Annotated in this window: 16 protein-coding genes; 11 read left to right on the top strand and 5 right to left on the bottom strand. The window is 62.0% G+C overall.

Features of this window, described 5'->3' with window-relative positions; genetic code table 11:
* Positions 1–8 precede the first annotated feature (8 nt).
* The 10 genes from HKK54_RS29330 to HKK54_RS29285 all read left to right on the top strand — a co-directional run bounded on the left by HKK54_RS29330 (position 9) and on the right by HKK54_RS29285 (position 16,999).
* The gene (locus tag HKK54_RS29330; RefSeq protein ID WP_169388743.1) at positions 9–605 is read left to right on the top strand and encodes a cysteine dioxygenase; all 597 of its coding nucleotides are present in this window, start codon (positions 9–11) and stop codon (positions 603–605) included.
* Positions 602–1,249, top strand: a complete 648-nt coding sequence (locus tag HKK54_RS29325; protein ID WP_169388742.1) for a glutathione S-transferase family protein — start codon at positions 602–604, stop codon at positions 1,247–1,249. The genes HKK54_RS29330 and HKK54_RS29325 overlap by 4 nt, the downstream gene beginning before the upstream one ends.
* 25 nt (positions 1,250–1,274) lie before the next feature.
* On the top strand, positions 1,275–3,989 hold the full coding sequence (metC, locus tag HKK54_RS29320; RefSeq protein ID WP_169388741.1) for a cystathionine beta-lyase: 2,715 nt from the start codon (positions 1,275–1,277) through the stop codon (positions 3,987–3,989).
* Between the two features lie 108 nt (positions 3,990–4,097).
* On the top strand, positions 4,098–4,598 hold the full coding sequence (tpx, locus tag HKK54_RS29315; protein ID WP_010171646.1) for a thiol peroxidase: 501 nt from the start codon (positions 4,098–4,100) through the stop codon (positions 4,596–4,598).
* A gap of 230 nt (positions 4,599–4,828) precedes the next feature.
* Entirely contained in the window at positions 4,829–6,136 is a 1,308-nt protein-coding gene (locus HKK54_RS29310; RefSeq protein ID WP_169388740.1) for an MdtA/MuxA family multidrug efflux RND transporter periplasmic adaptor subunit, read from the top strand.
* Positions 6,133–9,234: an MdtB/MuxB family multidrug efflux RND transporter permease subunit gene (locus HKK54_RS29305; RefSeq protein WP_010171642.1), complete on the top strand. Its 3,102-nt coding sequence runs from the start codon at positions 6,133–6,135 to the stop codon at positions 9,232–9,234. The genes HKK54_RS29310 and HKK54_RS29305 overlap by 4 nt, the downstream gene beginning before the upstream one ends.
* Positions 9,231–12,338 (top strand): efflux RND transporter permease subunit, encoded by a 3,108-nt coding sequence (locus tag HKK54_RS29300; protein WP_169388739.1) that lies wholly within the window; start codon positions 9,231–9,233, stop codon positions 12,336–12,338. Before HKK54_RS29305 ends, HKK54_RS29300 begins: the two co-directional genes overlap by 4 nt.
* Positions 12,335–13,813: an efflux transporter outer membrane subunit gene (locus tag HKK54_RS29295; protein WP_010171637.1), complete on the top strand. Its 1,479-nt coding sequence runs from the start codon at positions 12,335–12,337 to the stop codon at positions 13,811–13,813. Before HKK54_RS29300 ends, HKK54_RS29295 begins: the two co-directional genes overlap by 4 nt.
* Positions 13,814–14,086: 273 nt before the next feature.
* Entirely contained in the window at positions 14,087–16,180 is a 2,094-nt protein-coding gene (locus tag HKK54_RS29290; protein ID WP_169388738.1) for a putative bifunctional diguanylate cyclase/phosphodiesterase, read from the top strand.
* A 72-nt stretch (positions 16,181–16,252) separates the two neighbouring features.
* Entirely contained in the window at positions 16,253–16,999 is a 747-nt protein-coding gene (locus tag HKK54_RS29285; RefSeq protein WP_169388737.1) for an SDR family oxidoreductase, read from the top strand.
* A gap of 49 nt (positions 17,000–17,048) precedes the next feature.
* Here HKK54_RS29285 and HKK54_RS29280 read toward each other — a convergent pair whose 3' ends face one another.
* From HKK54_RS29280 to HKK54_RS29265, 4 genes are all read right to left on the bottom strand, one after another.
* Positions 17,049–17,513: a hypothetical protein gene (locus HKK54_RS29280; protein ID WP_237151019.1), complete on the bottom strand. Its 465-nt coding sequence runs from the start codon at positions 17,511–17,513 to the stop codon at positions 17,049–17,051.
* A gap of 95 nt (positions 17,514–17,608) precedes the next feature.
* A complete protein-coding gene (gene mapR, locus HKK54_RS29275) occupies positions 17,609–19,018 on the bottom strand; it encodes a GntR family transcriptional regulator MpaR (RefSeq protein WP_010171629.1) in 1,410 nt (469 codons plus the stop codon).
* Positions 19,019–19,126: 108 nt separating this feature from the next.
* Positions 19,127–20,542, bottom strand: a complete 1,416-nt coding sequence (gene ccoG, locus HKK54_RS29270) for a cytochrome c oxidase accessory protein CcoG (RefSeq protein WP_029615939.1) — start codon at positions 20,540–20,542, stop codon at positions 19,127–19,129.
* Positions 20,543–20,726: 184 nt separating this feature from the next.
* Positions 20,727–20,966, bottom strand: a complete 240-nt coding sequence (locus tag HKK54_RS29265; protein ID WP_010171627.1) for a DUF3203 family protein — start codon at positions 20,964–20,966, stop codon at positions 20,727–20,729.
* 119 nt (positions 20,967–21,085) lie between these two features.
* Here HKK54_RS29265 and HKK54_RS29260 point away from each other — a divergent pair, with 119 nt between their 5' ends.
* Positions 21,086–21,580, top strand: a complete 495-nt coding sequence (locus tag HKK54_RS29260; protein WP_010171626.1) for an MgtC/SapB family protein — start codon at positions 21,086–21,088, stop codon at positions 21,578–21,580.
* Positions 21,581–21,632: 52 nt separating this feature from the next.
* On the opposite strand, the gene HKK54_RS29255 is transcribed toward HKK54_RS29260, so the two are convergent.
* Positions 21,633–23,012 carry a M10 family metallopeptidase C-terminal domain-containing protein gene (locus HKK54_RS29255; RefSeq protein ID WP_169388736.1) on the bottom strand — a complete coding sequence of 460 codons (1,380 nt, stop codon included), beginning with the start codon at positions 23,010–23,012 and terminating at the stop codon, positions 21,633–21,635.
* Positions 23,013–23,107: the final 95 nt, after the last annotated feature.

Below are 23,107 nucleotides of genomic sequence, written 5' to 3'. Positions count from 1 at the left end.
ACCTCGTCATGAGTACCGCAAACCGTGCCGCCGTTATCGAAGACTTCCTGCAGCAGATCCGCGTCATCAACCAGCGTGGCGTAGACCGCGCGGCCCTGGTGGAAATCGTCGGGCTGCTGGAAACCCTGGCCGAGCGCCGGGACCTGTTCAACTTCAGCGAATTCCCCGCACCGGTGCCGGGGCAGGGCAGTACTGCCTTCCGTTATCGCCTGAACGACGATGGCGACACACCGACCCTGTACCTGAACTCGCTGCTGCCGGGCAAAAGCACCATCCCCCACAACCATGAAACCTGGGCGATCATCAGTGCCGTTGAAGGCCAGGAGATCAACTACGTCTATGGCCGCAACGATGAAGGACGTGACGCAGGCTTCACCACCTTGACCCTTGAGAAAGAAGTCATCGTGCAGCCGGGTACTTCCATCTCGTTCCTCGGTGAAGACCTGCACGGGATTCTCGTCGAGGGTGAGCAGCCGACCTTGCACTTCCACCTGTATGGCTTGCCGCTGGAGTCCCTCAATGGCCGTTATGGCGTTGAAGCCGACGGCCGGATTCTTAACTACAACGCCTCGCAGATGGCCCCGTCGATCAAGGCCTACGCATGATCGACCTGTATTACTGGCCCACCGGCAATGGCCTGAAAGTCGGCATCCTGCTTGAAGAGCTGGAAGCAGAGTACCGCCTGATTCCGGTGAACATCCGTGAAGGCGCGCAGAAGCAGGAAAGCTTCCGGCGCATCAGCGCGAATGGGCGGATTCCGGCGATTGTCGACCACAGCCTTGAAGCACCACTGAGCCTGTTCGAGTCCGGGGCGATCCTGAATTACCTGGCCGACCAGGCCGGGCGTTTCCTGCCGCCCGCCGGTACCGCCGAGCGCCAGAAAGTCCAGGAGTGGCTGTTCTGGCAGGTGGGGCATATCACCCCGTACCTGAGCCAGTTGCAGCTGTTCAAGGAGAAGGCGCCGGAACCGATTCCCTTCGCCCTGGACCTGCTGAACGCCGAAGCCACGCGCCTGTATCGGATGCTGGAGCAACGCTTGGCCGAGGTGCCGTACGTGGCGGGCGAGTATTCGGTGGCCGACATGGCGATCTTCCCGTGGATCCAGCCCCTGCGCCAAGGCCAGGACCTGGCGGACTACCCGAACATCCAGGCCTGGCGCTTGCGGATCAAGGCACGCCCGGCGGTCCAGCGGGCCTATGCCAAGGGGCGTGAAGTGGCCGCTGGCGAGCGCTCGTTGGCCTTGCAGTAATTCATCTCTTTTTTGCGGGACTTTCATGAGCCAGACCATCACACCCGGGCAATTGCAACAATGGCTGTTCGACGGCCAGGAAATCGCCCTGTTTGACGTACGCGAGCACGGCCAATACGGCGAGGCCCACCTGTTCCACGGGGTGAACCTGCCCTATAGCCGCCTGGAGCTGGAGGTGCAGCGCCTGGCGCCGAATCCTCAGGTGCGCCTGGTGATTTACGACCAGGACGGCGGCGAGGTGGCTGCGCGTACGGCGTTGCGCTTGCAGGCGCTGGGCTACCGCCATGTGCATGTGCTGCAAGGTGGCGCGGACGGTTGGCAGGCGGCGGGCCTGCAACTGTTTGCCGGGGTGCATGTGCCGTCAAAAGCCTTTGGCGAATTGGTGGAAGAGGCCAGCCACACGCCCCACGTCACCGCGCACCAACTGGCGGACTGGCAGGCCAAGGGCGAGCCGCTGGTGGTGCTGGACGGCAGGCCGTTCGATGAATACCGCAAGATGACCATTCCCGGTTCCATCTGCTGCCCCAACGGTGAACTGGGCTACCGCGTGCACGACCTGGTGCCGGATGAGACCACGCCGATCGTGGTCAACTGCGCCGGTCGTACCCGCAGCATTATCGGCGCCCAGACGCTGATCAACCTCGGCGTGAAGAACCCGGTCTATGCGCTGGAAAACGGCACTCAGGGGTGGTACCTGGCGGACTTCAAGCTGGAGCATGGCAGCACCCGGCGGTATGCCGATCAGGTCTCCACTGATCTGGTGCAGCAGCGCGAGGCTGCCCGGCAATTGGCTGCGCGGGCAGGGGTGGTCACTGTTGGGGCGGATCAGGTTCGCCAGTGGGCGCAAGATCTTTCCCGCAGCCTGTTCCTGTGTGATGTACGCACCGCCGAAGAGTTTGCCGCCGGCAGTTTGCCGGGGGCGCAACATACCCCAGGCGGGCAGCTGATTCAGTCCACCGACCTGTACATCGGCGTGCGTCAGGCGCGGGTGGTGCTGGTAGACAGCGACGGCGTGCGTGCGCCGATTGTCGCCAGCTGGCTGCGGCAATTGGGGCATGAGGCGTATGTGCTCAAGGACGGTGTCCAGAGTGGCCTGGCGTTACCGGTCAGGCAGGCTGTGCCGTTCAAGGCGTTGCCATTGATCTCGGTGCAGGCGCTGGCCGATGCCCTGAAAGACGATGCCGTGGACCTGGTGGACCTGCGCCCGAGCATGATCCATCGCAAGGGCCGGATTGCCGGTTCGCGCTGGTCGATTCGCTCGTTGTTGGCCGCCGGTGCGCGGCCGTTGGTGCTGCTGGCGGATGACCCGGCGCTGGCCGCGTTTGCCGCGCTGGGGTTGGGCGAAGAGGTGCACGTGCTCGACGGCGGCTATGCCGCCTGGGTCGCAGCCGGTTTGCCGGTGATCGAGGATGCGCAGACCCCAGCGGATAATCAGTGCATCGACTTCCTGTTCTTCACCCACGACCGCCATAGCGGCAACAAGGATGCCGCCCGCCAATACCTGGCCTGGGAAATCGGCTTGTTGGCGCAGATGAGCGAGGCGGAAATCGCCAGCCTCAAACCATTGGCGCCCGTATCGCGCGTGCGCACCCGGCTGATTCATGCGGCACGTACCGAAGGCGGCAATGGCGGCCGGGCGGTGAACGTCCCCATCACCCGTTTGAGCACCGTGCTGTTCGACAACCTCGCCCAGATGCGTGACGCGCGTTCCCGGCGCGACAGCGAGCGTGTCCTGAGTTACGGCGCGCGTGGCAACCCCACCGCGTTCGCCCTGGAAGATTTGGTCACCGAACTCGAAGGCGGCTATCGCACGCGGCTGTATGGCACCGGCCTCGCCGCTGCGGCGCAGACGTTCCTGGCCTACCTGCGACCCGGCGATCATGTACTGATCACCGACGCGGTGTATTCCCCGGTGCGCAAGCTGGCCCGCGAGTTCCTGCAGCCATTCGGCATCGAAGTCAGCTACTTCACCCCGGACGGCAGCGGTCTGGAAGCGCAGTTACAGGCCAACACCAAAATGGTCTATGCGGAAGTGCCGGGTTCGCTGCTGTATGAACTGTGTGACCTGCCCGCGATAGCCGCACTGTGCAAGCCGCGCGGGATTCTGCTGGCGGTGGACAACACTTGGGGCTCGGCCTACTTGTACCGGCCGCTGGCGTTGGGCGCCGACATCTCGATCATGGCCCTGACCAAATACCTCGGCGGCCACAGTGACGTGATGATGGGCAGTGTCTGCACCAGCGAAGCAGCATGGCCGGCCCTGGCGAAAATGAGCGACACCTTTGGCAATGCGGTCAGTGCCGACGATGCCTACCTGATCCTGCGTGGCGCGCGCACCCTGGCTTCCCGGCTGGACGTGCACGAGCGCCAGGCGCTGAAGATTGCCCAATGGTTGCAGGCGCAGCCGCAGGTCAAGCGGGTGTTTCATCCGGCCTTGCCCGAGCACCCTGGCCATGTGCTGTGGAAGCGCGACTTCAGCGGCAGTAACGGTTTGCTGTCGTTTGAACTCACCCGCGCGGATGCCGGTTACGTCGAACGGTTTATCGACGGCTTGCAGCTGTTTGGCCTGGGTGCGTCCTGGGGCGGTTTTGAGAGCCTGGTGACCCTGGCCGACACCCAGGATCGCCAGAGCGTCGCCGACCGTGGATTGAACCCGGTGGTGCGTCTGCATGTGGGGCTGGAGGATGTGGAGGCGTTGATCGAGGATTTGCAACGGGGGTTCGTGGCGGCGGGGCGTTGAGTCCCGCTCCATGACAATTTGCGTCCGGCCATAGGTGCCAATCGAACTTTGTGTTTAACTTCGGCACCTGAAATTCGTTTCACTACCACCACTAGAAGGATTCCGTTCATGGCTCAAGTTACCCATAAAGGCAACCCTATCCAGGTCGACGGCGACTTGCCACAAGTCGGCGCCAAAGCGCCAGCCTTTACCCTGACTGCTGGCGATCTGTCGGACGCGACCCTGGCTACCTTTGCCGGCAAGCGCAAAGTGCTGAACATCTTCCCAAGCATCGATACCCCGACTTGCGCGACTTCGGTTCGCAAGTTCAATGCCCAGGCCAACAGCGTGGACAACACCGTGGTGCTGTGCATTTCCACTGACCTGCCATTTGCCCAGGCACGCTTCTGCGGCGCCGAAGGCCTGGAAAACGTGAAGAACCTGTCGGACTTCCGCGACGCCGGCTTTGCCGTTGACTACGGCGTTGCGATCGCCGCAGGCCCGCTGCGCGGCCTGACCGCCCGTGCCGTCGTGGTGCTGGACGAAAATGACAACGTGCTGCACAGCGAGCTGGTCAGCGAAATCGGCCAAGAGCCGAACTACGAAGCAGCCCTGGCTGTTTTGAAGTAACTGTTACTACGCATTACTGTCGTTTTGCAGTAACACGCGTGATGCAGTATTACGGCCTGGCCTAGTCCAGGCCGTTTTTATTTGTGCTTCAGAGGCTTAGTCAGATAGCGAATGGACTAAGCAAAGAAGTTAAAAGTTGTAATCCAAGGTAAATAGCCGGTAAAGGCGCTTTTCTTAACGCGCCCCAGTGCTTATCTTTCAGCCTCCCAAAGAAGAAGCTCTCGCGCCCAATGGTTGATCACTCCATGCAATCCACCCCTCGTCACTCCCGCCGCTGGCTGTTCGGCCTCCTCGTGCTGCTGGTCATTGCCGGCCTGTGCTGGAAATTCTGGCCTGGCAGCCACAAAGACAGCGCCGAGAAGAAGCCCGCCGGGCATGCCGGCAAGTCGGGCATGATGCGTCCGGGCTTTGGTGGTTCTACCGGCCCGGTGCCGGTGCGCGTGGCGCCTGCGGTGCTGGGTGAGTTCCCGGTGTATTACAAGGCACTGGGCACGGTCACCGCATTGAACACCATCAATGTGCGCAGCCGGGTAGGGGGAGAGCTGGTCAAGATCGCCTTTGAAGAAGGGCAGATGGTCAAGGCCGGTGACCTGCTGGCGGAAATCGACCCGCGCAGTTACCAGAATGCCTTGCTCCAGGCCCAGGGCACGTTGCTGCAAAACCAGGCGCAGCTGAAAAACGCCCAGGTCGACGTGCAGCGTTATCGCGACCTGTACGCCCAGGACAGTATCGCCAAACAAACCCTCGACACCGCCGAAGCGCTGGTGCTGCAGTACCAGGGCACGGTCAAGACCAACCAGGGCGCGGTGGATGACGCCAAGCTCAACCTCGAATTCACCAAGATCCGCGCCCCGATCACCGGGCGTGTCGGCCTGCGTCAGGTGGACGTGGGCAACCTTGTGGCGGCCAACGACACCACCTTCCTGGCAGTGATCACCCAGACCCAGCCGATCAGCGTGGTCTTCACGTTGCCGGAAAACACCCTGGAAACCGTACTGGCGCGTTATCACGCCGGTAACAAGCTGCCGGTGGAAGCCTGGGACCGTGGCGATGTGGCCCTCAAGGCCAGTGGCGTGTTGCAGAGCCTGGACAACCAGATCGACGTCACCACCGGCACCCTGAAATTCAAGGCACGGTTCGATAACAAGGACCAGGCACTGTTCCCCAACCAGTTCGTGAACGTGCACCTGCTGGCCGACACCCTGCATAACGTGGTGCTGGCGCCGTCGGCGGCGATTCAGTTCGGCAACACCGGCACCTTTGTCTACGTGCTGGATGGCGACAAGAAGGTCAAGGTACGTCCGCTGGTGATCGGTGATTCCGACGGCGACCACACCGTGATCAAGCAAGGCCTTGCCGCCGGCGACCGCGTGGTGCTGGAAGGCACCGACCGGCTGAAGGACGGCAGTGAAATCGAAGTGGTCAACGACAGCAGTGAAGTGCCGACCACCCCGACCGAACACCTCCAGGGCCAGCCGGCAGCCAAGACGCAGCAAGGCCCGGCTGATGCCGGCAAGGCGCAAAAGGGCGGCGCATGAACCTCTCGCGGCTGTTCATCCTTCGCCCGGTAGCCACTACCCTGAGCATGCTGGCCATTGTTTTGGCCGGCGTGATCGCCTACCGCCTGTTGCCGGTCTCGGCCTTGCCCCAGGTGGACTACCCGACCATCCGGGTGATGACCCTGTACCCCGGCGCCAGCCCGGACGTGATGACCAGCGCGGTGACGGCGCCCCTGGAGCGTCAGTTCGGGCAAATGCCCGGCCTGACCCAGATGGCGTCCACCAGTTCCGGCGGCGCCTCGGTACTGACCCTGCGGTTCAACCTCGACATCAACATGGACGTCGCCGAGCAACAGGTACAGGCCGCGATCAACGCCGCCACCAACCTGCTGCCCAAGGACCTGCCGGCACCGCCGGTGTACAACAAGGTCAACCCGGCGGATACCCCGGTGCTGACCCTGGCCATCACCTCCAAGACCATGCTGTTGCCCAAGCTCAATGACCTGGTCGACACACGCATGGCGCAAAAGATCGCGCAGATCAGCGGCGTCGGCATGGTCAGCATTGCCGGCGGCCAGCGCCAGGCCGTGCGGATCAAGGTCAACCCCGAGGCCCTCGCGGCCAACGGCTTGAACCTGTCGGACGTGCGCACCCTGATCGCCGCCTCCAACGTCAACCAGCCCAAGGGTAACTTCGACGGCCCCACGCGGGTGTCGATGCTCGACGCCAACGACCAGTTGGTCTCGCCCAAGGAATACGCCGAGCTGATCCTGGCCTACAACAACGGTGCGCCGTTGCGGCTCAAGGATGTGGCGCAGATTGTCGACGGTGCCGAAAACGAACGCCTTGCGGCCTGGGCCAACGAAAACCAGGCGGTGTTGCTGAACATCCAGCGCCAGCCCGGGGCCAACGTCATCGAGGTGGTGGACCGGATCAAGGCGCTGTTGCCGAGCATCACCGACAACCTGCCGGCGGGCCTGGACGTGACGGTGCTGACTGACCGTACCCAGACCATCCGTGCCTCGGTCAAGGACGTGCAACACGAATTGCTGATCGCCATCGCCCTGGTGGTGATGGTGACGTTCCTGTTCCTGCGCCGCTTCAGCGCGACCCTCATTCCGTCCATCGCCGTGCCACTGTCCCTGGTGGGCACCTTTGGGGTGATGTACCTGGCCGGCTTCTCCATCAATAACCTGACGCTGATGGCCCTGACCATCGCCACCGGCTTTGTGGTGGACGACGCCATCGTGATGCTGGAGAACATTTCCCGCTATATCGAGGAGGGCGAGACGCCGATGGCGGCTGCGCTCAAGGGCGCCAAGCAGATCGGCTTCACCCTGATTTCCCTGACCCTGTCGCTGATAGCCGTATTGATCCCGCTGCTGTTCATGGCTGATGTGGTCGGGCGTTTGTTCCGTGAGTTCGCCATCACCCTGGCAGTGGCGATCCTGATTTCCCTGGTGGTGTCCCTGACCCTGACGCCGATGATGTGCGCGCGGTTGCTCAAGCGTGAACCCAAGGAAGAAGAACAGGGCCGCTTCTACAAGGCCAGCGGCGCCTGGATCGACTGGCTGATCGAAGCCTACGGGCGTAAGTTGCAGTGGGTGCTCAAGCACCAGCCGCTGACCTTGCTGGTGGCCATCGCCACCCTGGGCCTGACCGTGGTGCTGTACCTGGTGGTGCCCAAGGGTTTCTTCCCGGTGCAGGACACCGGTGTGATCCAGGGTATTTCCGAAGCGCCTCAGTCGATCTCCTTCGCGGCCATGAGCCAACGCCAGCAGGAGTTGGCGAAGATCATCCTCGAAGACCCGGCGGTGGAGAGCCTGTCCTCCTATATCGGGGTGGACGGTGATAACGCCACCCTCAACAGTGGCCGCCTGCTGATCAACCTCAAGCCCCACGGCGAACGGGACCTGAGCGCGGCGCAGATCATCACGCGCCTGCAGCCGCAACTGGACAAGCTGGTGGGCATCCGCCTGTTCATGCAGCCGGTGCAGGACCTGACCATTGAAGACCGCGTGAGTCGTACCCAATACCAGTTCAGCATGTCCTCGCCGGACGCCGAGTTGCTGGCCCTGTGGAGCGACAAGCTGGTGCACGCCCTCAGCCAGTTGCCGGAACTCTCCGACGTTGCCAGCGACCTGCAGGACAAAGGCCTGCAGGTGTACCTGGTGATCGACCGCGACGCCGCTTCGCGCCTTGGCGTGACGGTATCGACCATCACCGATGCGCTGTATGACGCCTTCGGCCAGCGGCAGATTTCCACCATCTATACCCAGGCCAGCCAGTACCGCGTGGTGTTGCAGGCCCAGTCGGGCGAAACCCTCGGCCCGGCCGCCCTGAACCAGATCCACGTGAAAACCACCGACGGCGGCCAGGTAAGGCTGTCGAGCCTGGCCCATGTGGAACAGCGCCAGGCACAGTTGGCGATCGCGCATATCGGCCAGTTCCCGGCCGTGATGATGTCGTTCAACCTGGCCCCCGGCGTGGCGCTGGGCAAGGGTGTGGAGCTGATCAACCAGGCCCAGAAAGACATCGGCATGCCGGTGGGCGTGCAGACCCAGTTCCAGGGCGCGGCCCAGGCGTTCGAGGCGTCGCTGTCGAGCACCTTGCTGCTGATCCTGGCGGCGGTGGTGACCATGTACATCGTGCTGGGGGTGCTCTACGAGAGCTACATCCACCCGATCACCATTCTCTCGACCTTGCCGTCGGCAGCGGTAGGGGCCTTGCTGGCCTTGCTGCTCAGTGGCAACGACCTGGGGATGATCGCGATTATCGGCATCATCCTGCTGATCGGCATCGTGAAGAAGAACGCGATCATGATGATCGACTTCGCCCTCGACGCCGAGCGCAACCAGGGCCTGGACCCGCAAACCGCGATCTATCAAGCGGCGCTGTTGCGTTTCCGGCCGATCCTCATGACCACCCTGGCCGCGCTGTTCGGTGCCGTGCCGTTGATGCTCGCCACCGGTTCCGGTGCAGAGTTGCGCCAGCCCCTGGGCCTGGTGATGGTCGGCGGGTTGCTGGTGAGCCAGGTGCTGACCCTGTTCACCACACCGGTGATCTACCTGTATTTCGACCGCCTGGGGCGTCGCTGGCGCAAAGAACCCGTGCGCCTGGAGCCGGTTGAGTCATGAACCTGTCCGGACCTTTCATTCGCCGGCCGGTAGCAACCATGCTGCTGAGCCTGGCGATCATGTTGCTGGGCGGCGTGGCGTTCAACTTGCTGCCGGTGTCGCCGTTGCCGCAGATCAACTTCCCGGTGATCGTGGTCTCGGCCAGCCTGCCCGGGGCCAGCCCCGAGGTCATGGCCTCTACGGTGGCGACGCCGCTGGAACGCTCGTTCGGCGCGATTTCCGGCATCACCACCATGAGCAGTTCGTCGAGCCAGGGTTCGACCCGGGTGATTCTCGCGTTCGACTCCAACCGCGACATCAACGGCGCCGCCCGGGAAGTGCAGGCCGCCATCAACGCCTCGCGCAACCTGCTGCCCAGCGGCATGCGCAGCATGCCCACCTATAAAAAGATCAACCCGTCCCAGGCGCCGATCATGGTGCTGTCCCTGACCTCGGACGTATTGCCCAAGGGCCAGTTGTACGACCTGGCCTCGACCATCCTGTCCCAGAGCCTGTCCCAGGTGCCGGGCGTAGGTGAAGTGCAGATCGGCGGCAGCTCCTTGCCCGCCGTGCGTATCGAACTTGAACCCAAGGCCCTCGACCAGTACGGCGTGGCTTTGGACGATGTGCGCAACACCATTGCCAATGCCAACGTGCGCCGGCCCAAGGGCTCCCTGGAAGACAGCGAGCGCAACTGGCAGATCCAGGCCAACGACCAGCTGGAAAAAGCCAAGGACTATGAGCCGCTGCTGATTCGCTACCAGAACGGCGCGGCCCTGCGCCTGGGGGATGTGGCCAAGATCAGCGACGGCGTGGAAGACCGCTACAACAGCGGCTTCTTCAACAATGATTCGGCGGTGCTGCTGGTGATCAACCGCCAGTCCGACGCCAACATCATCGAGACGGTCAAGCAGATCAAGGCCCAGTTGCCAGCGTTGCAGGCGGTGTTGCCGTCCAGCGTCAAGCTGAACCTGGCCATGGACCGTTCGCCCGTGATCACCGCGACCCTGCACGAAGCCGAGATGACGTTGCTGATCGCCGTGGCGCTGGTGATCCTGGTGGTGTACCTGTTCCTCGGTAACTTCCGTGCTTCGTTGATTCCTACCCTGGCGGTGCCGGTGTCCCTGGTGGGCACGTTTGCCGTGATGTACCTGTTCGGGTTTTCCCTGAACAACCTGTCGCTGATGGCGTTGATCCTTGCCACCGGCCTGGTGGTGGACGATGCCATCGTGGTGCTGGAGAACATTTCCCGGCATATCGACGAGGGTGTGCCGCCGATGAAGGCGGCGTACCTGGGGGCCAAGGAAGTCGGCTTTACCTTGCTGTCGATGAACGTATCGCTGGTGGCCGTGTTCCTCTCCATCCTGTTCATGGGCGGGATCGTCACCAGTTTGTTCCGCGAATTTTCCATCACCCTGGCGGCGGCCATTATCGTCTCGCTGGTGGTGTCGCTGACCTTGACCCCGATGCTCTGTGCCCGGTGGCTCAAGCCCCACGTCCCGGGGCAGGAAACCGGTTTGCAGCGCTGGAGCGAGAAGGCCCACGCGCGCATGGTCGCCGGTTATGCCCGCAGCCTCGACTGGGTGCTGCGCCATCGGCGCCTGACCCTGCTCAGCCTGTTGGTGACCATTGGGGTCAACGTGGCCCTGTATGTCGTAGTGCCGAAAACCTTCATGCCCCAGCAGGACACCGGCCAGTTGATCGGTTTTGTGCGCGGTGATGACGGGCTGTCGTTTGGCGTGATGCAGCCGAAGATGGAGATCTTCCGCCAGGCCGTGCTGAAGGACCCCGCGGTGCTGAGCGTGGCCGGCTTTATCGGCGGCAACAACGGCACCAACAACGCGGTGATGCTGGTGCGGCTCAAGCCCATCAGCGAGCGCAAGATTTCTGCCCAGGGAGTGATCGAGCGTTTGCGTAAAGACGTGCCGCTGGTGCCGGGCGGGCGGCTGTTCCTGATGGCCGACCAGGACCTGCAATTTGGTGGCAGCCGCGACCAGACCACTGCGCAGTATTCCTACATCCTGCAAAGCGGTGACCTGGCCGCCTTGCGCCTGTGGTACCCGAAAGTGGTCGCCGCGTTGCGCGAGTTGCCGGAGCTGACCGCCATCGATGCCCGCGAGGGTCGCGGCGCCGCGCAGGTGACGCTGATTGTCGACCGTGACCAGGCCAAGCGCCTGGGCATCGACATGAGCATGGTCACGGCGGTGCTGAACAACGCCTACAGCCAGCGGCAGATTTCCACGATCTATGACAGCCTCAACCAGTATCAGGTGGTGATGGAGGTCAACCCGAAATACGCCCAGGACCCGATCACCCTCAATCAAGTGCAGGTCATCACCTCCACCGGCGCGCGGGTGCCGCTGTCGACCATTGCGCACTACGAAAACAGCCTGGCCGATGACACCGTGCGCCATGAAGGTCAGTTCGCGTCGGAAAACATTGCGTTCGACATGTCCCCCGGCGTCACGGTAGAGCAGGGCACGGCCGCCATCGAGCGGGCGATTGCCAAGGTCGGCCTGCCGGAAGACGTGATCGCGAAGATGTCCGGTACCGCCGACGCCTTTGCCGCCACGCAAAAAGGCCAGCCGTTCATGATCCTTGGCGCGCTGGTGGCGGTGTATCTGGTGCTGGGGATCCTCTACGAGAGCTACATCCACCCGCTGACCATTCTCTCGACCTTGCCTTCGGCAGGTGTGGGTGCACTGCTGTCGATCTACGTGCTGGGGGGCGAGTTCAGCCTGATCTCGCTGTTGGGGTTGTTCCTGTTGATCGGGGTGGTGAAGAAAAACGCGATCCTGATGATCGACCTCGCGCTGCAACTGGAGCGCCACGACGGCATGAGCCCGCTGGAGTCGATTCGCGCGGCCTGCCTCGTGCGGTTGCGGCCGATCCTGATGACCACCCTGGCCGCGATCCTCGGCGCCTTGCCACTGCTGCTGAGCACCGCCGAAGGCGCGGAAATGCGCCAGCCCCTGGGCCTGACGATTATCGGCGGCCTGGTGGTGAGCCAGATCCTGACCCTTTACACCACGCCTGTGGTTTACCTTTATCTCGACCGCCTGCGCCACCGTTTCAACGGTTGGCGCGGAGTGCGTACCGATGCTGCCCTGGACACTGCGCTATGACCGATTCAACGTTTCCCGCTGTGCAACGCCTGGCCTTGACGCGCGGCTCCAAGCTGCTGAGCCTGGCCCTGTGCGGCGTGATGCTCAGCGCCTGCGCCGTCGGCCCGGATTACAAACGCCCCGAGTTGACCGAGCCGGCCCAGTACAAGGAAGCCCAGGGCTGGCGTCAGGCAGCCCCCAGCGACTCGTTGGCCCGTGGCGCCTGGTGGGAGTTGTACGGCGACCGGCAGTTGAATGAGCTGGTAGAAAAACTCAACAGTTCCAACCAGACCGTAGCCCAGGCCGAGGCGCGCTATCGCCAGGCTGCATCTCAGGTGCGCAGTGCCCGTGGGGCGTTCTTCCCGACCGTCGACCTCAGTGCCACCAAAACCCGGGCCAGCCAGGGCACTGGCAGCAGTAACGCCAGCCTGAGCAGTTCCAGCAGCGGTATCCGCGACACCCTGAACACCCAATTGGGCGTGAGCTGGGAAGCCGATATCTGGGGCAAATTGCGCCGGGGCCTGGAAGCCAATGAAGCCAGTGCCGAAGCCAGCGCCGCGGACCTGGCGGCAATGCGCCTGAGCCAGCAGTCGGAACTGGTGCAGGATTACCTGCAACTGCGGGTCATGGACGAACAGACCCGTTTGCTGCAAGCCACGGTAGACACCTACCAGCGCTCCCTGCAAATGACCCAGAACCAATACCGCGCCGGTGTCTCGGGCAAGGACGCCATCGCCCAGGCCCAGACCCAGCTGAAAAGCACCCAGGCCAGCATGATCGACCTGATCTGGCAGCGCGCGCAGCTGGAAAACGCGATCGCCGTGCTGATCGGTGTGCCGCCGGCCAACTTCAACCTGGCGGTGAGCAAGGACATTCCGGCCCTGCCGCAGATTCCGGTGAGCCTGCCGTCGCAACTCTTGGAGCGCCGCCCGGACATCGCCCAGGCTGAGCGCTCGGTGATTGCCGCCAACGCCAATATCGGCGTGGCCAAGACCGCCTACTACCCGGACCTGACCCTGAGCCTGGCCGGTGGGTATTCCAGCAGCACCTACGCCGACTGGATCAGCCTGCCGAACCGCTTCTGGTCAGTGGGGCCGAAACTCGCCATGACCTTGTTTGACGGTGGCCAGCGTTCGGCCGAAGTCGACCGCGCCGAAGCGTCCTATGACGAAACCGTGGCCAAGTACCGCCAGACCGTACTCGACGGTTTTCGCGAGGTGGAAAACTACATGGTCCAGCTCAAGGTCCTGGAAGACGAGGCGGTGGTCAGTAACGAGGCCCTCGACGCCGCCCGGGAATCCCTGCGCCTGACCCAGAACCAATACAAGGCCGGTTTGATCGCGTATCTCGATGTGGTCACCGTGCAAGCCACGGCCCTGAGCAACGAGCGCACGGTGCTGACCCTGCTGCAAACCCGGCTGGTTGCCAGTGTGCAACTGATCGCTGCATTGGGCGGTGGCTGGGATGGGCAGATGCAGTTGAGCGACAAGAAATAGGCACCGGTCTGGCAGGTGTTCGGGCTTGTGTGGGAGCGGGCTTGCTCGCGAAAGCGGTGGGTCGGTTGATACATCGTTGACTGGCACTGCGCCTTCGCGAGAAAGCCCGCTCCCACAGGGTTTTACGCTGTTTTTGAGCCAGCCGATTGGCGTCAAATTTTGAATGATGGCTATACGACAATATTTCAGGTGTACAAGAATTAATCTCGCTACAATCCCTGACTTTTCAGCCCGGCACGGATGCCGTTCGGCCCATTGGTCACGAGAAGTCCCATGCTCACCGGTAGTTATTCCCCCGCCCTCGTCCTGATTTCCCTGTTTGTCGCGATCCTTGCGTCTTATACCGCGCTGGACCTGACCGGCCGCATTGCCACGGCCAAAGGGCGTGCCGTCTACCTGTGGATGGGCGGTGGCGCGCTGGCGATGGGGGTGGGTATCTGGTCGATGCACTTTATCGGCATGCTCGCCTTTCGCCTGCCGATCAGCCTGGGTTATGACATCGAGATCACGGCGCTGTCATTGCTGATCGCAATCCTTTCCAGCGGTTTTGCCCTGTGGCTGGTCAGTCAACCGCGTTTGCCGGCCTGGCAGCTCGGGTTTGGCGCCTTGATCATGGGCGCCGGCATCAGCGCCATGCACTACACCGGGATGGCCGCCATGCGCATGACGCCCGGTATCGACTACGACCCCACGCTGTTCACCGCCTCGTTGCTGATTGCCGTGGGGGCTTCGGCGGCGGCCTTGTGGATTGCCTTCAACCTGCGGCGCAACACGCCTTACGTGCGTTTGGCCCGGGGCGGCGCGGCGATGGTGATGGGCGTGGCGATCGTTGGCATGCACTACACCGGCATGGCGGCTGCGCGTTTCGCCGATGGCAGTTTTTGCGGCGCGGCCCTGAACGGCTTGAGTGGCAAGGGCCTGGACAACCTGGTGCTGGTGACCACCCTGGCGGTCTTGATCATTGCGCTGCTGACGTCTCTGCTGGACGCACGCCTGGAAGCCCGCACCGCAGTGTTGGCGGACTCGCTGACCCAAGCCAACCAGGAACTGACCCACCTGGCCCTGCACGACATGCTCACCGGTTTGCCCAACCGCACCTTGCTTGCCGACCGGATTCAACAAGCGATACAGCGGGTGAACGAAGAGGGCGGTTGCTTCGCGCTGATGTTTATCGACCTGGACGGCTTTAAACCGGTCAACGACGCTTTCGGTCACCACATGGGCGACCAGTTGTTGCAGCAAGTGGGCCTGCGTCTGCGGGAAGACTTGCGCAGCCAGGACACCCTGGCCCGTATCGGCGGTGACGAGTTCGTGTTGCTGGTGCAATTGGGTCAGCCTGACGATGCGTTGCGCCTGGCCGAGCGCCAGGTGGGCTTGATCAACCAGTCGTTCCGCGTCGCCGAGCACGAGCTGAAAATCTCCGCCAGCATCGGCATCGCCCTATTCCCCGGCAACGGCGCCACGCCTCAGGAACTGCTGATGAACGCCGACGCGGCGATGTATCACGCCAAGGGCATGGGCAAGAACGGCTACAGCTTTTTCGACGTCTCGATGAACACCAACGCGCGCAAGCAACTGCAACTGCTGCAGGATTTGCGCAACGCTGTGGAGCACGAGCAGTTCCGGTTGTACTACCAGCCCAAGTTCGACGCCATCAGCGGCCGCCCGGTCGGTGCCGAAGCGCTGCTGCGCTGGGAACACCCGCAACAGGGCCTGTTGTTGCCGGACAAGTTTATCGAACTGGCGGAAAAGACCGGGCTGATCATCCCCATCGGCGAATGGGTGCTCAACGAAGCCTGTCGCCAGATGCAGGTGTGGTACGCCCAGGGCTACCACGATTGGCGCATTGCAGTGAATCTGTCGGCGTTGCAGTTCTGCCATGCCGGGTTGGTGAAGAGCGTTGCCAATGCCCTGGAGCGTCACCGGTTGCCGGCCAACAGCCTGACCCTGGAAATCACCGAAACCACCGCCATGAGCGATGCCGATGCGAGCATGACAGTGTTGCAGAAGCTTTCGGACATGGGCGTCGACCTGTCCATCGATGACTTTGGCACCGGCTATTCGAGCCTGATGTACCTCAAGCGCCTGCCGGCCAATGAGCTGAAAATCGACCGAGGGTTTGTCCGCGACCTCGAGCACGACAGCGACGACGCGGCGATTGTCTCGGCCATCGTCGCCCTCGGCCAGGCCCTGGGCCTGCGCATTGTGGCCGAAGGCGTGGAGACCGACGTACAGCAGAGTTTCCTCACACGGCTGGGCTGCGATTCGTTGCAGGGGTATCTGCTGGGGCATCCGTTGCCGGCCGAGGGGTTCATGGCCGACATCCAGAGTGCCGAGCAGGTGGTGCGTGCGCATTCGGTGACGTGAGCCCATGCAAAACCTGCGGGGCGCAGGTAGTATTGGATCCATCAGCTCACGTTGAATCAGGAGACCTTACACATGGATAAAGTCGTCGTCATCACCGGCGGCAGTCGTGGGATTGGCGCTGCCACGGCGTTGCTGGCCGCTGCCCAGGGCTACCGCATCTGCATCAACTACCAGGCCGATGAGGACGCTGCCCACCGCGTACTTGAGCAAGTGCGCGCCCTCGGCGCCCAGGCCATTGCGGTACGGGCCGATGTCAGCATCGAAGACGAAGTGATCGGCTTGTTCCACCGGGTCGATACCGAATTGGGCCGGGTGACCGCGCTGGTCAACAACGCCGGTACCGTCGGGCACAAGTCGCGGGTCGATGAGATGTCCGAGTTCCGCATCCTGAAAACCCTCAGAACCAACGTGTTGGGGCCGATTCTGTGTGCCAAGCATGCGCTGTTGCGCATGTCGCCCAAGCATGGCGGGCAGGGCGGCAGCATCGTCAACGTGTCGTCGGCCGCCGCGCGTCTGGGTTCGCCGGGGGAATATGTCGACTACGCCGCTTCCAAGGGCGCGCTCGACACCTTCACCCTCGGGTTATCCAAGGAAGTGGCGGGTGAGGGGATTCGGGTCAATGGTGTGCGTCCCGGCTTCATCTTCACCGACTTCCATGCCCTGAGCGGCGACCCGGACCGGGTCAGCAAGCTGGAGCCCGGGATTCCCATGGCCCGTGGCGGGCGTGCTGAAGAAGTCGCGGAAGGGATTATCTGGCTGCTGTCGGACAAGGCGTCCTATGCCACCGGGACCTTTATTGACCTGGCGGGCGGTCGCTAGGTCTGGGCTCGTTGTGGCAGGGGCAAGCCCTTGCCACACGCTCAGTAGCTCAGTAGCCGGCCCAACGCAGCACTGTGTAGCCCCTGTTCGAGAACTCGCTGAGTAGCCTGGCCTCCGAGTTGTCCTGGGTGCTATAGCCTGAGTCAGAAAAGCCATCTACCACCCCGTTTCGAGTGTGACTGGCGTTCAGCTTGCGGTCGTCGAGGTTGTCAATGAACCGCAGCACTTTGTCCAGGTTGTAGGCGGCATCGGCGCGTGAGTCTGGATCCGGATTGGCTTCGGTCCAGTCGCCGACTTGCCGTTTGAGGTCATCGCCTATGGCCAGGTGATCGTAACGCCGAAGGAAACCGCTTAGCACCAGACTCTGTTCGATGATCCTTTCTGCCGAACGAAGGTCGCCGACAGGCAGACCCATTGGGCCGGTCATCTCACGTACCTGGCCTTGTTCTGCGGCACGCATGTAGTTGGGAGGGATCGGTAGCAGCCTCAGGCCGGCTGGAGGGGAGATCTTCATCGATTACCTTTGATTTGAACCAGAGAACGGACATTTCCTGTTCAACGAAATGCCGCGCTCCTGTGTGGTCCGGCACCCTGTTTGGTTCCAAGGCTTTAAAACGAACGTACAATCTTCCCCAGCGTTTCCATCGCCTTTTCACACGACTCATCCCAAGGGCTGCCGTAATTCAGACGAATGCAGTTCCTGAAGCGCTGCGTCGGCGAAAAAATCGGTCCCGGCGCGATGCTGATGCCCTGGGCCAACGCCATCTGGAACAACTTCAATGAGTCGGTCTGCTCCGGCAACTCCAGCCACAGGAAATAACCGCCTGCCGGCTGGCTGACCCGTGTCTGCGCCGGGAAATAGCGCGCGATGGCGGCGAGCATGGCGCTTTGCTGCTCCTCCAGCGCATACCGCAACTTGCGCAGGTGCCGGTCGTAGCCGCCGTGTTGCAGGTAATCGGCAATCGCCGCCTGGGCCGGCATTGAGGCGCACAGCGAGGTCATCAGCTTCAGGCGCTCGATCTTCTGTGCGTAACGCCCGGCGGCGACCCAGCCAATGCGGTAGCCGGGGGCCAGGCTTTTGGCGAAAGAGCCGCAATGCATTACCAGGCCTTCGGTGTCGAACGCCTTGGCCGGTTTCGGAGCCTGTTGGCCGTAGTACAACTCGGCGTACACGTCGTCTTCGATCAGCGGCACCTGATGGCTGCGCAGCAATTCCACCAGTTCCTGTTTTTTTGCCTCGGGCATGGTTGCGCCCATGGGGTTCTGGAAGCTGGTCATGCACCAGCAGGCCTTGATCGGGTAGCGTTCCAGGCTTTGGGCGAGCACCTTGAGGTCAATGCCGTCGCGCGGGTGCACGGGAATTTCCACCGCCTTGAGTTTCAGGCGTTCCAGTATTTGCAGGCTGGCATAGAACGCCGGTGCTTCGATGGCTACCAGGTCGCCCGGTTCGGTCACGGCTTGCAGGCACAGGTTCAGCGCCTCAAGGGCGCCGTTGGTGATCAACAGTTCTTCCATCGGCAGCATCAGCCCGCCGACCATGTAACGCAGGGCGATTTGCCGGCGCAGCTGCGGGTTGCCCGGCGACATGTCGGTGACCACCATGCGTGGGTCCATTTCCCGGCTGGCGCTGGCCAGTGAGCGGGCCAGGCGCTGCAGCGGGAACAGCGTCGGGCTGGGGAACGCCGAGCCGAACGGCACGGTTTGCGGGTCTTTGATGGAGTCGAGCACCGAGAACACCAGTTCGCTGACGTCCACTTCGGTGGTCTCGTGCACGTGGGCACTCACCGCCGGCTCGGAAAACGGGCTCGGCGCATGGGTGTTGACGAAGTACCCGGAGCGTGGCCGGGCGCGGATCAGCCCGCGACGCTCCAACAGGTAGTAGGCCTGGAACACCGTGGACGGGCTGACGCCATAGGTCTGGCTGGCGTAGCGCACCGAAGGCACGCGCTGGCCCGGGCCGAGGACGCCGGAGCGGATCAGTTCTGCGATGTCGTCGGCGAATTTTTCGTAGCGTTTCATTGGGGCCTAGTGCTTTGAACAGATTTTGCTGATTGAACACAGATCAAAAGGTGGGAGTGGGCTTGCTCGCTCCCACATTTGATCTCCAGTGTTTCTGAAACCCGGTTTTTAACGATTCAACGGCGCCACAAACCGGCTATCCGCCGCGCTGTAAACCCATGGCTCATCCACGTCCGTTACCTTGAAACGGATGGTCTGGGAACTGCTGACCGGCTTCTCTGCGGTCATCGCCACCGACACCGGCACATCGGTGATTTCCCCGGGCGCCAGGCTGATGTCGGTCTTGCCCTGCAACTGGAAGCCGTCTGCATCTACCAGCTCCAGGCGGTAATCCTGGCGCTGCTGGGTCTTGTTGATGACCTTGAGGCTGTAGATATTCTCGATCAGGCCTTCACTGTTCTCGCGGAACATCCCGCGGTCCTTGGTGACGTCCAGCGACACCATCGGCCGTACGACCAGGGCCACCACCAACGCCCCGATCATCACCAGCAACACGGCACTGTAGCCGATCAGTCGCGGCCTGAGCAGATGGGTCTTGCCCCCTTGCAACTGATGCTCCGAGGTATAGCTGACCAGGCCGCGGGCATAGCCCATTTTGTCCATGATCGAATCACAGGCGTCGATGCACGCGGCGCAGCCGATGCATTCCATTTGCAGGCCGTCGCGGATGTCGATGCCGGTGGGGCATACCTGCACGCACAGTTGGCAGTCGATGCAGTCACCCAGGCCGACGTCCGCCGGTTGCACATCACGTTTGCGCGGGCCGCGGTGCTCGCCACGGGCCACGTCATAGGAAATGGTCAGGGTGTCCTTGTCGAACATCACACTCTGGAACCGCGCATACGGGCACATGTGCATGCACACTGCTTCGCGCAGCCAGCCGGCGTTGAGGTAGGTGGCGCCGGTAAAAAACAGCACCCAGAACAGGCTCACGCCGCCCATCTGCCAGGTCAGCAGTTCTTCGGCCAAGGGGCGGATCGGCGTGAAGTAGCCGACAAACGTCAGGCCGGTCAGCACGCTGATGCCCAGCCACAGGGTGTGCTTGGCCGAACGCCTGGCCAGCTTGTTCAAGCTCCAGGGCGCGGCTTGCAGCTTGATGCGCTGGTTGCGCTCGCCTTCGGTGACTTTTTCGCACCACATGAACAGCCAGGTAAACGAGCTTTGCGGGCAGGTATAGCCGCACCACACGCGGCCTGCGAACACCGTGATCGCGAACAGGCCGAACGCACAGATGATCAACAGCGCCGACAGCAGGATGAAGTCCTGGGGCCAGAACGTGGCGCCAAAAATGTGGAATTTGCTTTCAGCCAGGTCCCACAGAACGGCCTGGCGTCCGCCCCAGTTCAGCCACACGGTGCCGAAAAACGCCAGGAACAGGAAGCCCGCGCCCACCACGCGCAAGGTTCGGAACAGGCCCGTGAAGCTGCGGGTGTGAATCAGGTTGTCGCTGGAGGTGGCCTTCATCTTCTTTGGATGCGCAGGCTCATACATTTCTACGGTTCGGACGGGGATTCTATCGCTCATGGTCTTTCGCTCATCAGCCTCCATCAGGCAGATGAACTATGACCGGCGCTCTGTTTGCATAACAGGCTCAGGTATGGCGATTAAAAGCGGATCAGATGGGCCTTTGATGCGCGCCTGCGACAATGTGCTGCACCCTGTGGCGCGTGGGGTGCAGCACTTTTGCGGGGGGGATGATCCAGGTCAATCAAATCACCGAATCACCGTCGGTGGCCTTCAGATGCTTACGGCCGTCGGTGGCACCTGCGACGGTCAATGCGTCGGCTTCTGCTTCGGTGATGTAGACGCGATCGCCGTTCAACTCCACGGCTGACATGGACTTGGCGCTGTCGGTAATCACCGTGACATCGGTGGCGGGGAGGCTTTGTTCGTCGCCGTGCTCATCGACCTTGAAGTAACAGGTCTGGTTTTCGATACGTACGGGCATGGTGCTGTCCTTTTCCAGGGATATTGAGGGTTAGGCGTTGCCCGTGGATGAATGGTTCTGCGCAACTGACTGACGGTCGGCGTTGTCCATCCCGTATCGACCCTTGAAAGGACACGACCATGGACGCCTGGTGGCATGAAGTCTGGCAAACCCTGCAAGCTGAATTTGCCGACATTGGCGATGCCCGGCAACTGACACAGATCACCGTGCGGTTGCTGATTGCGGCCATTCTGGGCGGCATTCTGGGTTTTGAACGTGAACAGAAGGGCAAGGCCGCCGGGGTGCGCACCCATATGCTGGTGGCCATGGGGGCAGCGCTGTTCGTGTTGGTGCCGAATTTGTCCGGCTCCCAGGCCGACGCCATGAGCCGCGTGTTGCAAGGTGTGATTGCGGGCATTGGTTTTCTCGGCGCCGGTACCATCCTCAAGGGCAAGGAAGACGAGGAGGGCCAGCACGTCAAAGGCCTGACCACCGCCGCCGGCCTTTGGATGACCGCCGCCATTGGCGTCGCGGCCGGGATGGGGCGTGAGTCGACGGCGGTGTTGAGTACGGTGCTGGCGCTGATGGTGTTCAGCGTGATGCCAAGGATCGTCAGGTTGCTGGAGAAGGATTAGCTGGAGCCCGGCCTTGCGTTGAGGTTGCTCTGGCTCAATCCGTCGCCTTGGTTCAGGTCACGATATCGCCAGGTTGCAATCGCCCATGGACATGCACCATCAGGCTCTCTCCCGCGTGCTTGCCGCGCACGCGCAATGTGCTGATGTCTTCTTTCGGGTCGTACGCAATGGAATATTCTCCGGCGTATAAAGTGCCAGCCTGCACTTCCACCTGCCTGAGCGGCAACCCCAGCTCCTGGCGAATGCCCGATATATCCACTTTGTCTTTGCCGCTCTCGAAGTCCATGATCTGGTCGGGGTCCGTGGGCCAACTCGATTCGCTTACGTTGCCATAGACAAAGACATCGGAACCTTTGCCGCCCCATAACGTGTCGGCCCCTTTGCCGCCCGCTATCACGTCATCGCCGGCGCCGCCATGGAGTTCATTGGCAACGTCGTTGCCGAGTATCAAGTCGTTGCCCTGGCCACCTGTGGCATTTTCGATGACCGCGCCATAAGCGATCCCCACGTTTCGATCCGCCCCGCCTACATTGGAAAAAGTACCTTCGTTGAGGTTGATCTTCTGGTCTGTCTTGTAGCCGGAGAAGTCCAGCGTGTCTTTGCCACCGCCGTCCCAAATGGCGACCCTCATCGTGTCCTTTTCCGAGTTGAGCCTGAAGGCGGCGCGATTGGCATTTGAGTTGAAACCGTAGGTCGTGTCGTCTTTGCGGGTTTCGTAATTGGCGCCGTATTTGCCCTGCATGGCCGCGATGTCGTCAATCATCGGTGTCTGCGGCGGATTGCCGTGGTGATAGGTGCTCATGATGGAGTGGGTTTTTGAATCTTCCTTATAACCGAGCTTTTTCTCCCGGTACTCCTTGCCATAGTTGCCTGGGTGGTCGAGGCCTATTGCGTGACCGATCTCGTGGATCAGGATGGCTTTGCCGGCGGGGCCTTCGGTGTCCTTGGGTTTTGTCCAGATTTGGGCATTCGGGTCGCTGGCATTCGGGTGGACGGTATGGGGGGCAAACGGCTTGAACTCTTTGTTGATTTTCGTCTTGTTAAAACTGCCAAAGGCAATGTGGCCTTCACTGTCCTTGTCTTTGGGCCCTTCGACAAACTTGAGGTTGGTGACATCTGACCAAGTATTCAAAGCATCCCGGGTCTGGGTTTGCTGTTTTTCATCGATGTTGCTAACGCCCTGATAGTTGCCTTGTTCGCCCTGAGGCTTTTTGGATGCAGGCACAAATGAATAAGTGACCCGTGTCGTGCCATCGCTGTTCTTGTCATTAAAGCCCTTATGCGAACGCGTCAACGTCTGGGTCGCTTGCTCCGAGGTCTTGGACTTCAAGCCATTACGCTCTATGTCGCCCCCGCGATCATCCCGGTGCTTAAAGTCTTCGATTTGTTGGTATGCCGTACTGCCGGACGGCTGAGTTGTGCTTATCGACATGGTCTTGTCTCGCGTTAAGGGTTGCCAGGCCGCCAGGTACCGGGGCCATTGCGTGACAAGACTGATGTCCGTAGAGCGGGGGAGCACTAAGAAGT

This window comes from Pseudomonas sp. ADAK13 (assembly GCF_012935715.1).
In the GTDB taxonomy this organism is placed as follows: domain Bacteria; phylum Pseudomonadota; class Gammaproteobacteria; order Pseudomonadales; family Pseudomonadaceae; genus Aquipseudomonas.
The sequence above is the reverse complement of the archived record's forward strand: the minus strand, read 5'-3'. Positions and strand labels throughout refer to the sequence as shown.